This is a genomic window from Streptomyces kronopolitis (genome assembly GCF_014646275.1).
GTDB classification, from domain to species: Bacteria; Actinomycetota; Actinomycetes; order Streptomycetales; family Streptomycetaceae; genus Streptomyces; species Streptomyces kronopolitis.
The window spans coordinates 90,691-103,697 of record NZ_BMND01000023.1 but is presented as its reverse complement, the minus strand read 5'-3'; the positions used below and the strand labels follow the sequence as shown (position 1 = coordinate 103,697).

Here is a 13,007-nt window from a genome sequence, read left to right as displayed (position 1 = left end):
CGGCCCGCCACGGTGGCGGGCCGGACGGCACCGCTAGGCCGGAATGCGGGCTGCGATCCACTCCCCGATCCGCCCCAGCAGCTCCGGCCCCGCCGCGTTCTCCGCGTGCCCGAAGCCCGGCTCGATCCACAGTTCCGCCGTCGCGGGGTCGGCGGCCGCGCTCAGCATCCGCGGATGATCGAGCGGGAAATACGGGTCGCGGTCGCCGTGGACCAGCAGCAGCGGCGTGGGCGCGATCAGCGGCACGGCCTCGGTGGGGGAGAGCGGGACCGGGTCCCAGTCCTCGGGGTGGATCCGGGTGCCCAGCCCGAACCGGGCGACGAGCCGTCCGCCGGGGCGGGTGATGGCCCAGTGGACGCGGCGCATGGACGCGGTGCCGCGGTAGTACCAGCGGGCCGGGGCGCTGACCGAGACGGCCGTGTCGGGGTGCGCACCGGTGCGCTCGTCGTGCGCCCCCGGGCCGTGCAGGGCCGCGTGCCGCAGGACGACCGAGCCGCCCATGGAGAAGCCGACGGTGGCGACCCGGCGGTGGCCCAGGGCGCGGGCCCAGCGGACCGCGGCGGCCAGGTCCTCCACCTCGCGGTCGCCGACCGTGGAGCGTCCGCCGGACCCGCCATGTCCACGGAAAGAGAACGTGATCACGTCCGCATGCTGGGAAAACGCGGCGGCCGCCCGACGGAGTGCGGGGCGGTCCAGTGCCCCCGTGAAGCCGTGCGCGAGGACGATCGCCGGGGCGTCGGCGCAGGCGCCGGAAGCCGCTTCGTTCCGGGCCCGGCGGGGGGTGTGGGCGGCCTCGATCCGGACCCCGTCGGAGGTCAACAGGCACACCCGCTGACCACTCGAAGTGATCGAGGGAACACAAGATCGCGCAAAATCGGCCTCGGGTCCGGGAGTCATGTGAGCTATTCTGCTGGGCAGGAAGGATCCGGGCAGCGTTGCCCCCGGATCCTTTTGTGCTTTCAGCCACGTGCCAGCGCGGCTGAAAGGACCCCGTACGAAGCAGTGCCGCAGACACCCCGGCCGAGGCCGGGGATGCCCCCGTCGCAGGGACCGAGGAGGAACCAGACGTCATGGGCGAGCGAAGCAGGCAGGACCGCACACCGCACAGGGTGATTCGACCCGAGAACCGGGCAGGTGGTCGCACGTGAGTTCACTCCTGCTGCTGACCAATGCACTCCAGCCGTCGACGGAGGTGCTCCCCGCGCTCGGTCTGCTGCTGCACAGCGTGCGGGTGGCCCCTGCCGAGGGACCAGCACTCATCGACACCCCCGGGGCCGACGTCATACTGATCGACGGCCGCCGCGACCTGCCCCACGTACGGTCCCTGTGCCAGCTGCTGCGGTCCACCGGACCCGGCTGCCCGCTGGTGCTGGTCGTCACCGAGGGCGGGCTGGCCGCCGTCACCGCCGACTGGGGCGTGGACGACGTCCTGCTGGACACCGCGGGCCCCGCCGAGGTCGAGGCCCGGCTGCGGCTGGCCATGGGCCGCCAGCAGATCACCACCGACGACGGCCCGATGGAGATCCGCAACGGCGATCTCTCGGTGGACGAGGCGACCTACAGCGCGAAGCTCAAGGGCCGGGTCCTGGACCTGACCTTCAAGGAGTTCGAGCTGCTGAAGTACCTGGCGCAGCACCCGGGCCGGGTCTTCACCCGCGCCCAGCTCCTCCAGGAGGTCTGGGGCTACGACTACTTCGGCGGCACGCGGACGGTCGACGTCCACGTCCGGCGGCTGCGCGCCAAGCTCGGCCCCGAGCACGAGTCGCTGATCGGCACGGTCCGCAACGTCGGCTACCGCTTCGTGGTGCCGGAGAAGCCGGAGCGGTCGGGCGAGGGCAAGGGCAGGAGCGAGGCGGTGAAGACGGCCGAGTCCTCGGGGACCCCGGCCGCGGCGCGGCGCGACGACCGGGGCGCACCGGGTGGTGACGGCGCGGCGAAGGCGGCCGGCGCCGGCGCGGAATCCCCCGCCCCGCAGCCTGCCCGCCGGTAGCACCACCCGCGTAGACTGCCGCGCGTGGCCAAGGTGACGCGGGATGATGTGGCAAGACTGGCGGGTACGTCCACCGCCGTTGTCAGTTACGTCATCAACAACGGACCACGGCCGGTCGCCCCGGCCACGCGCGAGCGGGTACTCGCCGCCATCCAGGAGCTCGGCTACCGGCCGGACCGGGTGGCGCAGGCGATGGCGTCCCGCCGTACCGACCTCATAGGTCTGATCGTGCCGGACACCCGGCAGCCGTTCTTCGCGGAGATGGCGCACGCCGTCGAACAGGCCGCCGCCGAGCGCGGGAAGATGGTCCTGGTCGGCAACGCCAACTACCTCGACGAGCGCGAGGTGCACTATCTGCGCGCCTTCCTCGGGATGCGGGTGTCCGGGCTGATCCTCATCAGCCAGGGCCCCAGCGAGCACGCGGCCGCCGAGATCGACGCCTGGGACGCCCGGGTGGTGCTGCTGCACCGCCGGCCGGACGCCATCGACGACGTCGCGGTGATGACCGACGACATCTGGGGCGCGCAGCTGGCGACCCGGCATCTGCTGGAGCACGGCCACCCCTACGTCGCCTTCCTCGGCGGCACGGAGGAGACCCCGAAGTCCGGCGACCCGGTCACCGACCATGTCGAGGGCTGGCGGCGGGCCATGCACGAGTCCCAGAAGTCCACCGAGGGGCGCTACTTCCAGGCGCTGTACAACCGCTACGACGCCTACCAGGTCGCGCTGAAGCTGCTGGCCGGGCCGCAGCGGCCGCCGGCCATCATGTGCGCCACCGACGACCAGGCGATCGGGGTGCTGCGGGCCGCCCGCGAGCTGCGCATCGATGTGCCCGGCGAGCTGGCGGTCGCGGGCTTCGACGACGTCAAGGAGGCGGCGCTGACCGACCCGCCGCTGACCACCGTCGCCTCGGACCGCGAGGCGATGGCGCGCGCGGCGGTCGATCTGGTGCTGGACGACGGGCTGCGGGTGGTCGGCTCCCGCCGCGAGCGGCTGCGGCAGTTCCCGTCGCGGCTGGTGGTCCGGCGCTCCTGCGGCTGCGGCGGCTGAGCGCCCGGTACGAGCTGAGAGCCCGGTACGGGCCGGGCGCCAGGTACGGGCCGGGTGCCCGGTGCACGGCGCCGAACCCTCCCCGGGCCCGGTGGCTTTATATCGGGCATACCCACTTCTGTCGGGTCTCTCAGCACGCTCTCAGCCGGTTCTCATGCACCGGGCGCAGAGTTTTCGACATGAGCGAGAACTACCGCCGAAGCGGCGATGAGATGCCCCAGGACCGTCCGTCCCCGTACGGCGAGTCCGACAACTCCGGTCACGCCACCTTCGGGTACGGCGGCGAGCACGACCGGCACGCTCAGGGTGCCTACGGCGTCCCGGGCGACACGGGGCAGGCGGTGCCACCGCCGCCCCCGTACGCGCCTCCCACACGGAGGCGGCCCCGCCGCCCGGTCGCGCTGATCGCGGCGGTGGCCCTCATCTCCGGCCTCATCGGCGGCGGCAGCGCGGCGCTGATCGCCGACGCCACCGGCCGGGCGACGCAGAACACCGCCTCCACCCCGCTGGTCAACGCGGGCGACAAGCCCAGCGGCAGCGGGGTCTCCGGGGTGGCCAAGGCCGTCAGCCCGGCGATCGTGGAGATCAAGGCCCGGACCGCGGGCGGGGAGTCCACCGGCTCCGGCGTGGTGGTCACCAGCAACGGCGAGATCGTCACCAACAACCACGTGGTGTCCGGCGCGAGCACGGTGACCGTCACCTTCAGCGACGGCAGCAAGAAGAAGGCCGAGGTCGTCGGCACCGACCCCGACAAGGACCTGGCGATGGTCAAGGTCAGCGGTGCCAAGAACCTGACCGCGGCCCAGCTCGGCGACTCCGACAAGGTCGCGGTGGGCGACGGGGTCGTGGCGATCGGCTCGCCCGAGGGGCTGACCGGCTCGGTGACCAGCGGCATCGTCTCCGCGCTCAACCGGGACGTCACCGTTCCCAAGGAGGAGAGCCAGGGCCGGCAGGGCAACGGGGGCGGCGGTAACGGCGGCGACGGCGGCTGGCCGTTCGAGTTCGGCGGGCGGCAGTTCAACGGCGACACCGGCTCCTCGAAGACCTCCTACAAGGCGATACAGACCGACGCCTCGCTCAACCCGGGCAACTCCGGCGGCGCCCTGATCAATATGCAGGGCCAGATCATCGGCATCAACTCGGCCATGTACGCGCCGAGTTCGGGCCAGAGTGACTCGGCGGGCAGCATCGGCCTGGGCTTCGCCATCCCGATCAACACCGTCAAGGCCGACCTCGACTCCCTGCGCGGCGGCGGGAGCGGCGGAAGCAACGGCGTCTGACCCCCGCCCCTCCCTCCCCGGGAGGTCCCCGTCCCGCCCTGCCCCGGTACGAGACGCCACGCGCCGCCCGGCGGGAGGCACCCGGTCGTGCAAGGCTGAGGACCGGCCGTTCCCCATCGACCCGAGGTAGCCACGCACATGAGCCCCGCCGAGCACGGTGATCATCCCGCCCGCATCCTGATCGTCGACGACGAGCCCGCGGTCCGCGAGGCCCTGCAGCGCTCCCTGGTCTTCGAGGGCTATGTGACCGAGCAGGCGGTCGACGGCCTGGACGCGGTCGAGAAGGTCGCGGCCTGGGACCCCGAACTGATCGTGCTGGACGTCCTGATGCCCCGGATGGACGGGCTGACCGCCGCCCGCCGGCTGCGGGCGAGCGGGGTGACGCTGCCGATCCTGATGCTGACCGCCCGCGACACGGTCGGCGACCGGGTCACCGGGCTGGACGCCGGCGCCGACGACTACCTCGTCAAGCCCTTCGAGCTGGACGAGCTGCTGGCCCGGATCCGGGCCCTGCTGCGCCGCAGCTCGTACGCGGCCGGCGGGGGCGGCCCCGAGGAGGGCGAGTCGCTGACCTTCGCCGATCTGCGGATGGACCTGGCGACCCGCGAGGTGACCCGGGCCGGCCGGCCGGTGGAGCTGACCCGCACCGAGTTCACCCTGCTGGAGATGTTCCTCGCCCACCCGCGGCAGGTGCTCACCCGGGAGCAGATCCTCAAGGCCGTCTGGGGCTTCGACTTCGAGCCCACCTCCAACTCCCTGGACGTCTACGTGATGTATCTGCGCCGCAAGACGGAAGCGGGCGGCGAGCCGCGGCTGGTGCACACCGTGCGGGGGGTCGGCTACGTCCTGCGGGCGGACGGCGGTGCGGAATGAGCCAGGGCACCGGGACACCCGCGGCGGGCGGCACCGGCCCGGCGCGCAGCAGCCTCGGCGCGCGCTTCGCCCGGCTGCCGCTGCGCGAGCGGCTGACCCTGCTCACCGCGGCCGCGGTGGCGGTGGCGGTGGCGGTCTCCGCGCTGGCCTGCTGGCTGCTCACCCGCACCCAGCTGCGCGACGAGGTGGACAACACGCTCCAGAACGTCACCATCGGCCCGGAGTACCTCCAGGCGACCTACGTCAACTGCCGCGCCAGCGACCCGGCCGAGAACAAGAACGTCCCACCGGGGTTCTACAACGTCCAGATCGTGCGGGGCGACGGCTCGCGCTGCATCGGGCCCAACTCCCAGCCGGTGAAGGTGCAGGCCGCGGACGTCGGGGTGGCACAGGGCGTGCAGGGGGACACCCTGCACGACGCGGTCACCACGAACGGGACGGACGTGCGGGTGCTGACCAAGCGCGTCCAGGGCCTGCCGTCCGCGGTGTCCATCTCGCGCCCGCTGACCGAGGTCGACAGCGCGCTGAACCGCCTCGCGCTGCTGCTGGCCGCCGTCGCGGGGCTGGGTGTCGTCGGCGCGGGCACGGCCGGACTGGTCATCGCCCGCTCCGGCCTCAAACCCGTGGACCGGCTGACCGACGCCGTCGAGCACGTCGCCCGCACCGAGGACCTGGCCATCCGGATCCCGGCCGACGGCGACGACGAGATCGCCCGGCTGTCGCGCTCCTTCAACTCCATGACCGCGGCGCTGGCCGCCTCCCGCGACCTCCAGCAGCAGCTGATCGCGGACGCCGGCCACGAGCTGCGCACGCCGCTGACCTCCCTGCGCACCAACATCGATCTGCTGGTGCGCAGCGAGCAGTCCGGCCGGCCGATCCCGCCCGCCGACAAGGAGGCCCTGCTGGCCTCGGTGAAGGCCCAGATGGGGGAGCTGGCGGCGCTGATCGGCGATCTCCAGGAGCTGTCGCGGCCCCCGGAGCCGGGGCAGAGCGCCATCGCGGTCATCGCGCTGCACGAGGTCGCCGGGGCGGCGCTGGAGCGGGCCCGGCTGCGCGGCCCGTCGCTGCACTTCGCGGCGGATCTGCACCCCTGGTACGTCCGGGCCGAGCCGGCCGCGCTGGAGCGGGCGGTGGTCAACCTGCTCGACAACGCGGTGAAGTTCAGCCCGCCCGGCGGCACCGTCGAGGTCCGGCTGACCGGCGGCGAGCTGACCGTACGCGATCACGGCCCGGGCATCCCGCAGGACGAACTGCCGCATGTCTTCGAGCGGTTCTGGCGCTCCCCGTCGGCGCGCAGCCTGCCGGGCAGCGGGCTGGGACTGTCGATCGTGGCGCGGACGGCGCAGCAGGCGGGCGGCGCGGTCCGGCTGAAGTCCGCGGACCTGGGCGGCACCGAGGCGGTGCTGACGCTGCCGGGCGCCGCGACCCCGCCGCCGGGTACGCCCGATCCGCAGCGGCCCCAGGAGCCGCCCGCCGCACCGCGGTGACGACGACGGGCCCCGGGGTTTCCCCCGGGGCCCGTTCCGGACGTTTCCCGGCTACTTCCCGCCGTGCTTCTTCGCCGCGTCCCCGAACGGCAGCTCCACCCCCGAGAGGTCGGCGCGGATGCCGTCCCGCTCGACGGAGATGTGCCGCAGCCGGACGTTGCCGGGCGTCTTGGGGAGCTGGAAGGACAGCGACAGCTGGTCGGCGATCTGCGGCTTGGTCAGGCCGGACAGCGTGCCGAAGATCTTCGGGTCGATGCCGACCTTCTGGAGCAGCCAGGGGTGGTCGGTGACCACGTCGACGAGGTTGACCTTCATCAGCTGCCGGACGAAGCGCGGCGAGCCGGTCAGCTCGTGCAGCTTCTCCTCGCTGTTCAGGGCGTCCTGGAGGTAGGCCTTGGGGATGCCGATCCGGTCGGCGATCGCCGGGATGCTCAGCATCGCCTTGACCTTGGCGGCCTCCCGGCTGAGCTGCGCCGCGGTCTTGCGGGTCAGCCGCAGCCCCTCCTCCTTGCCGGTGCCGGGGCGGTAGACGGCGATGTCGCCGATGTCCAGGCGCATCCGGCTGATGTCGGTGGAGATGCCGCGCTCGCCGGTCCGGTGGATGTTCGCCTGCGCCCGGACCCGCAGGTCGTGCCCGGCGATGGGCAGTTGGCCCACCGCGCGCACCGCGTCGGGGCCCATCTCGCTGAACTTGACCTGCGAGGCGCCCAGTTCGCGGTTCATGTCGTCGAAGGCGAGCAGCACGCTGCCGTGCATCTGCCCGATCGTGGCGCCCTTGATGGAGCTGGGCAGGTCGCCGTCGAGACGTACGTCGTCCGCGGTGGCCTCGAACTTGGCCAGCGAGACCCGGTCGGCGGCCAGGTCGGGAATGGTCACCTTGACCTGGTCGACGCGCTTGTCCGCGAGCTGGGTGAGGAACGGGAAGCCCTTGATGTCGACTTCCGGGGTCGCGTTGAGATGCAGCGACTCCTTCAGCTTCTTGGCGGCCGCGTTCTGCGCGTACAGCACCGCGAAGCGGTCGCCGAGCGCCAGGAACGAGGTGCCGACCAGCACCGCGACCAGCAGCTTCAGCGCGATCGGGATGGCCGCGAAGCGGCTGATGCCGCGCTTCTTGCGGCGGTGGTTCGGCGGCTTCCAGCCCTCGTCCGCCTCGTCGTCCGAGCGCAGCCCCAGGCCCAGCGGGTCGTCGCTGTCGTCGCGCTCGTTGAGGTAGGTGCGCCGCCGGGGCGTCCCGTCGGCGTCGTACGCGGCGGGGTCCGCCTCGGGCTCCGGCTCGGGGTCGGCGAGGGCCGCCAGATCCGCGTACGGGTTGGCCGGTCCCACCGGGGTGAGCCTTCTGGTCTCGCCCGCGGGGTCGTCCGGGTCGCCCGCGGCAGGGGAATCGCTACCGTGCGGCGCGGCGGGCGCGGGCGAGGGTATGCGTGTGGGGGTGCGCATCCGTACATCCCACCATGAGCGGGTCCCTCGAACGCAAGTTGCATCGGACGTAAGTCGTGTATGCCCGCCTTGTCGCGCCGCCCTTGATAAAAAATTGCCCCGCCCGTGGCCCGCGCTGAACTACCGTCACACCTCCGGGTGACCCGGCCCACAGCCACCCGCGCCCGCGCCCGGCCCGCCACTCCCCTCTTTCTTCCTCTCCCTCTTCCTCGTCCGCCGCACCACGCCCCGACAACGGAAAGGCAGACACCACCCCCATGAACGCCGCCAACCCCACCCACCCCGCCCACTCTCCCGAAAGCGCCCCCGTGATCGTGGTCACCGGCGCCACCGGAAACATCGGCCGCCGCCTCGTCGACCACCTTCTCGCGGACGGTGCCGCCGTACGCGCGCTGACCCGCGATCCGGCGCGCGCCGCGCTGCCCGCCGGCGCCGAGACGGTCCGCGCCGACCTCACCGGCGCCCAGGACCTCGCACCGCTGCTGGCCGGCGCCGACGCGCTGTATCTCAACCTGGCGGCCGGCGGGGAGCAGGCGGTGACCGCCCTGGTCGACGCCGCCGTGGCGGCCGGCGTCCGCCGGATCGTCCTCAACTCCTCGATGGCGGTGACCGGCACCCCCGCCGACGACACGAACCACATCGCCCGCATGCACGCCGCAGCGGAGCGCACGGTGCGCGCGTCCGGGCTGGAGTGGACCTTCGTCCGCGGCAGCAACTACTCCGCCAACACCCTCGCCTGGGCCCCGTCGATCCGGGCGTCCGGCGTGGTGCGGGACGCCCACCCCGGCGCCCAGGGCTCGCCCGTGCACGAGGCCGACCTCGCCGACGTCGCCGCGGTCGCCCTGCTGGACCGCGGCGGCGCGCACCAGGGCCAGGCGTACCTCGTCACCGGCCCGGAAGTACTGACCATCGCCCAGCAGGTCGCCGAGATCGGCCGGGCCACCGGACGCGAGACACGGGTCGAGCAGATCTCCGAGGAAGCCGCGGCCGAGGCGATGGCCGGCCCGCACTTCCCGCTGGAGGCCGCCCGGCAACTGGTCGCCCTCTTCGGCACGATGGTCGACGCACCGACCTTCCCCGTCTCGGACGCCGTACCCCGCGTCACCGGCCACCCGGGCCGCACCTACGCCGAGTGGGCCCGCGACCATGCGGCGGACTTCTCCTGACGGGGACACGAGGTGGAATCGCCGCGCCCCGCCCCGGCGGATGGCCGGAGCGGGGGCGCGGGGAAGGTGTGGAGTCGGGGGCTACTTCAGCACCGTGATGCGGTCTGCCTTCGGCGGGGTCAGGGGAGTGGTCGCCGAGGAGTGGGCGGTGAGGTAGGTGGTGAGGGCGTCGAGGTCGGAGGGGCCGACGTACTTGTTCTTGGCGTCCTTGAAGGCGGGGAAGCCGTCGCCGCCGCCGGCCAGGAACTCGTTCATCGCGACGCGGTAGGTCTTGGCGGGGTCGAGGGCGGTGCCGTCGAGCTTCACCGAGTCCTTGACGAGGCGGTCCGCGCCCGACTTGGTCATGTCGAGGGTGTAGGTCAGGCCCTTGGAGACCTGGAGGATCTTAGGGGAGGCCTCGTTGGGGCCGCTGACCTGCTGCTGGAGTGCGGTCAGCAGCTGGGCGCCGGTGAGGTCGACGACGTTCATCATGTTGGTGAAGGGCTGGACGGTGAAGGCCTCGCCGTAGGTGACCACGCCGTCGCCCTCCGGGCCGGAGGCCTTGAAGGCGAGGTCGGAGCGGATGCCGCCGGGGTTCATCAGGGCGAGCTGCGCGCCGCCCTTGTCGGCGGCCTTGGTGGCCTCCAGCTGGGCGTCGGAGATGACGTCGCCGAGCGGGGACTCGGGGGCCTCGGTGCCGCGGCCCGAGATGTCGGCGGAGATGTGGCCGACGGGGCGGTTCGCGACCGGGGCGGCCAGCTTGTTCCAGCGGGCGATCAGCGACGTCAGGTCCGCGGCCTTGGGCTGGGTGCGGTCGACGACGTGGTTGACCGCGCCGGGCGCCGTGACGCGGGTGCGCACGATGTCACGGGTGCGGCGGTCGTAGGTCAGCGTGGTGTCGGTGTAGAGCTTGCCGTAGGACGCGGCCGAGGTGACGGTGCGGGGCCGGCCGGAGGGGTCCGGGATGGTGCAGGCGTAGGCCTGGTGGGTGTGGCCGGTGACCAGCGCGTCGACCTTCGGGGTGACGTGCTTGGCGATCTCGGTGATCGGCCCGGAGATGCCGTCGCCGGGGCCAGGGCTGTCGCAGTTGTAGTTGTAGGAGGTGGAGGCGGGCTGGCCGCCCTCGTGGATGAGGGCGACGATCGCCTTCACGCCCTGGTGGTTGAGGACCTTGGCGTACTTGTCGATCGTCTCGACCTCGTCGTGGAACTTCAGGCCCTTGACGCCGCCGGCGCTGACGACGTCCGGGGTGCCCTTCAGGGTCACGCCGATGAAGCCGATCTTCACGCCCTTGTGCTTCCAGACGGTGTACGGCTTGAGCAGCGGCTTTCCGGTCTTCTCGTCCGTGACGTTGGCGGCGAGGTACGGGAAGCCGGCGCCCCGGAACTTCTTGCCCTTCTCGTAGCAGCCGTCCTTCGGGTGGCAGCCGCCGTTCTGCAGGCGCGTCAGTTCCGCCCGGCCCTCGTCGAATTCGTGGTTGCCGACGGAGGTGACGTCGAGGCCCAGCTTGTTCATCGCCTCGATGGTCGGCTCGTCGTGGAACAGCCCCGACAGCAGCGGGCTGGCGCCGACCAGGTCGCCGGCCGCCGCGGTGACCGAGTAGGGGTGGCCCTTACGGGCCGTGCGCAGGGACTGGGCGAGGTACTCGACGCCGCCCGCCGTGACGTTCTTCTTGCTGCCGTCCGGCTGCCGCTCCTCGACGGTGCCGGAGGAGCCCTGCGGCGGTTCGAGGTTGCCGTGGAAGTCGTTGAAGGAGAGCAGCTGCACATCGACGGTGCGGCCGGTGCGGGAGCCGTGGCCGGTGTCGGCGCCGGCCGGCAGGGCGGCGGCGGTGACGGTGGCGGCCGCGGCCAGTACGGCGGCGCCGATCGTCAATCTGCTGATGGTGCGGCGCCGTTGCGGTCTCGGTGGCATGTGTTCCCCTCCTGGATGGTCCTGAGCGGACGGCAGCTTATTGTCGACGCGCGTAGCGCAACAGGGGGAACAGGTGACGACCTGGTTGCGGGTCGGGGGGCGGGGTGCGCGGGTGGTGCCCCTCGCGGAACCCGGCAGGGTCGTACCCTTCACGCATGACTGACGCTGCACAGGAGATGGGCCGGGTCGGCCGCAGGATCCAGGTGGTCGACGAGGTCGCGCCAAAGACGGCCGCGGCCGTCGTCGATCTGATCGAGCGGGCCGCACGGACGGACGGGCAGCCCGCCGTGTCCGAGCAGGGGCGGCTGCAGCTGCGCGGGGGCCGGCGCCCCGGCGTGCGCCATGTGCTGGTGTACGTGCCCGGCGACGAGACCGAGGGCGAGGAACTGGTCGCCTACGGGCAGCTGGAGGACACCGACCCGGTGGAGGCGCCGGCCGCCGAACTGGTGGTGCACCCCGGTCACCGCGGCCGCGGGCACGGCCGGGCGCTGGGCAGCGAGCTGCTGGAGCAGTCCGGGCGCCGACTGCGGATCTGGGCGCACGGCGGGCATCCGGCCGCCCGGCACCTCGCCCAGACCCTGGGGCTGACGATGTTCCGGGAGCTGCGGCAGATGCGGCGCCCGCTGACGGATCTGGAGCTGCCGGAGCCGGTGTTCCCCGAGGGGGTGTCCGTACGGACCTTCCAGCCGGGCACCGATGACGAGGCCTGGCTGGAGGTGAACGCGGAGGCGTTCGCGCACCACCCGGAGCAAGGCTCATTGATCCAGCGCGACCTGGACGACCGCAAGGCCGCGTCGTGGTTCGACCCCAAGGGGTTCTTCCTGGCGGAGAAGGACGGGCGGCTGATCGGCTTCCACTGGACCAAGGTGCACGCCGACGAGGGCCTCGGCGAGGTCTATGTCCTCGGGGTCCGTCCGGGCGCGCAGGGCGGCGGCCTGGGCAAGGCGCTGACCTCGGTCGGCCTGCGCCATCTGGCCGCCCAGGGGCTGCCGACGGCGATGCTCTACGTGGACGCGGACAACGCCGCGGCGGTCAGCGTGTACGAGCGGATGGGGTTCGCTACCCATGAGACGGATCTGATGTACCGCTCGGAGACGTGAGCGCCGGGCCGCCCTGAGAGCGGCCCGGATGAACGACCCTGCGGGGCGGGCCCACGGCGGCCCGCCCCGCTTCTCACTGCCCGGGCGCGGCCTGCTGCCGTGCCCGCCACTCGCGCGCCAGCATCGCGTAGACGACCTCGTCGGCCCACTCCCCGTCGAGGAACTCGTTCTCCCGCAGATGCCCCTCGCGGCGCATCCCCAGCCGTTCGAGGACCCGCGCCGAGGCGGTGTTGCGCCCGTCCAGCTCCGCCTGGACGCGGTGCAGCCCCAGCTCCTCGAAGCCGAGCCGCAGCAGCGCCCGGCTCGCCTCGGTCGCGTAGCCGTGGCCGGCGTGGTCGGGGTGGAAGACGTAGCCGATGCCGCCCTGGCGGTGCTCGCGGCTCTTCCAGACGAAGGTGACATCGCCGACCAGGATGCCGCTCGCGCGCACGACGACGGCGAACTGGAGGACGTCGCCGGACGCGCGCAGCGTGGTGCGGGCGGCCTTGGCGGCGACGGAGGCCCGGGACCCGGCCTCGTCGAACGGTCCCCAGTAGAGGTAGCGGCAGACCTCGGGGAGGCGCTGGTAGGCGTGGATCGCCGCCAGGTCGTCGTGGGTGACGGGGCGCAGATCCAGGCGTGCGGTGCGTATCGGGTAGTCGGGGGTGTACGGCAGCGGTGGCCTCACGGGCACGGATGGCTTGGGCACGCGGGCAGCGTACGCAGCGGAGGTTGACAGGTGCAGCCCACTT

The 13,007-nt window shown here is 72.7% G+C and carries 11 protein-coding genes; 7 read left to right on the top strand and 4 right to left on the bottom strand.

All coding sequences use genetic code 11. The features are described from left to right. Positions 1–33: 33 nt before the first annotated feature. Positions 34–897, bottom strand: a complete 864-nt coding sequence (locus IEY78_RS23355) for an alpha/beta hydrolase family protein (RefSeq protein ID WP_189101311.1) — start codon at positions 895–897, stop codon at positions 34–36. Between the two features lie 247 nt (positions 898–1,144). Here IEY78_RS23355 and IEY78_RS23350 point away from each other — a divergent pair, with 247 nt between their 5' ends. The 5 genes from IEY78_RS23350 to IEY78_RS23330 all read left to right on the top strand — a co-directional run bounded on the left by IEY78_RS23350 (position 1,145) and on the right by IEY78_RS23330 (position 6,680). Beyond that, complete coding sequence (locus IEY78_RS23350; protein WP_189101309.1) at positions 1,145–1,990, top strand: response regulator transcription factor; 846 nt, start codon at positions 1,145–1,147, stop codon at positions 1,988–1,990. Between the two features lie 24 nt (positions 1,991–2,014). Beyond that, entirely contained in the window at positions 2,015–3,040 is a 1,026-nt protein-coding gene (locus IEY78_RS23345; RefSeq protein ID WP_189101307.1) for a LacI family DNA-binding transcriptional regulator, read from the top strand. A 179-nt stretch (positions 3,041–3,219) separates the two neighbouring features. After that, positions 3,220–4,320, top strand: a complete 1,101-nt coding sequence (locus IEY78_RS23340) for a S1C family serine protease (RefSeq protein WP_189101305.1) — start codon at positions 3,220–3,222, stop codon at positions 4,318–4,320. Between the two features lie 138 nt (positions 4,321–4,458). Beyond that, positions 4,459–5,193 carry a response regulator transcription factor gene (locus IEY78_RS23335; protein WP_189101303.1) on the top strand — a complete coding sequence of 245 codons (735 nt, stop codon included), beginning with the start codon at positions 4,459–4,461 and terminating at the stop codon, positions 5,191–5,193. Next, positions 5,190–6,680 carry a sensor histidine kinase gene (locus IEY78_RS23330; protein ID WP_189101301.1) on the top strand — a complete coding sequence of 497 codons (1,491 nt, stop codon included), beginning with the start codon at positions 5,190–5,192 and terminating at the stop codon, positions 6,678–6,680. Before IEY78_RS23335 ends, IEY78_RS23330 begins: the two co-directional genes overlap by 4 nt. Before the next feature lie 51 nt (positions 6,681–6,731). Here IEY78_RS23330 and IEY78_RS23325 read toward each other — a convergent pair whose 3' ends face one another. Next, positions 6,732–8,117: an LmeA family phospholipid-binding protein gene (locus IEY78_RS23325; RefSeq protein WP_189101299.1), complete on the bottom strand. Its 1,386-nt coding sequence runs from the start codon at positions 8,115–8,117 to the stop codon at positions 6,732–6,734. A gap of 257 nt (positions 8,118–8,374) precedes the next feature. On the opposite strand from IEY78_RS23325, the gene IEY78_RS23320 reads away from it, so the two are divergent. After that, positions 8,375–9,283: an SDR family oxidoreductase gene (locus IEY78_RS23320; protein WP_229700131.1), complete on the top strand. Its 909-nt coding sequence runs from the start codon at positions 8,375–8,377 to the stop codon at positions 9,281–9,283. An 81-nt stretch (positions 9,284–9,364) separates the two neighbouring features. Here IEY78_RS23320 and IEY78_RS23315 read toward each other — a convergent pair whose 3' ends face one another. Then, complete coding sequence (locus tag IEY78_RS23315) at positions 9,365–11,176, bottom strand: bifunctional metallophosphatase/5'-nucleotidase (RefSeq protein ID WP_189101297.1); 1,812 nt, start codon at positions 11,174–11,176, stop codon at positions 9,365–9,367. A 176-nt stretch (positions 11,177–11,352) separates the two neighbouring features. Between IEY78_RS23315 and mshD the strand changes: the two genes are divergently transcribed. Next, positions 11,353–12,276: a mycothiol synthase gene (gene mshD / locus IEY78_RS23310; protein ID WP_189101351.1), complete on the top strand. Its 924-nt coding sequence runs from the start codon at positions 11,353–11,355 to the stop codon at positions 12,274–12,276. A gap of 73 nt (positions 12,277–12,349) precedes the next feature. Here the strand turns inward: mshD and IEY78_RS23305 are convergent, their stop codons facing one another. Next, positions 12,350–12,964 (bottom strand): GNAT family N-acetyltransferase, encoded by a 615-nt coding sequence (locus tag IEY78_RS23305; RefSeq protein WP_189101295.1) that lies wholly within the window; start codon positions 12,962–12,964, stop codon positions 12,350–12,352. Positions 12,965–13,007: the final 43 nt, after the last annotated feature.

What these genes read in the sequence shown, in the direction of transcription:
- IEY78_RS23355 (WP_189101311.1), bottom strand. Translation starts at nt 897, where the DNA reads ATGACTCCCGGACCCGAGGCCGATTTTGCGCGATCTTGTGTTCCCTCG.
- IEY78_RS23340 (WP_189101305.1), top strand. Translation starts at nt 3,220, where the DNA reads ATGAGCGAGAACTACCGCCGAAGCGGCGATGAGATGCCCCAGGACCGT.
- IEY78_RS23335 (WP_189101303.1), top strand. Translation starts at nt 4,459, where the DNA reads ATGAGCCCCGCCGAGCACGGTGATCATCCCGCCCGCATCCTGATCGTC.
- IEY78_RS23330 (WP_189101301.1), top strand. Translation starts at nt 5,190, where the DNA reads ATGAGCCAGGGCACCGGGACACCCGCGGCGGGCGGCACCGGCCCGGCG.
- IEY78_RS23325 (WP_189101299.1), bottom strand. Translation starts at nt 8,117, where the DNA reads ATGCGCACCCCCACACGCATACCCTCGCCCGCGCCCGCCGCGCCGCAC.
- IEY78_RS23320 (WP_229700131.1), top strand. Translation starts at nt 8,375, where the DNA reads ATGAACGCCGCCAACCCCACCCACCCCGCCCACTCTCCCGAAAGCGCC.
- IEY78_RS23315 (WP_189101297.1), bottom strand. Translation starts at nt 11,176, where the DNA reads ATGCCACCGAGACCGCAACGGCGCCGCACCATCAGCAGATTGACGATC.
- mshD (WP_189101351.1), top strand. Translation starts at nt 11,353, where the DNA reads ATGGGCCGGGTCGGCCGCAGGATCCAGGTGGTCGACGAGGTCGCGCCA.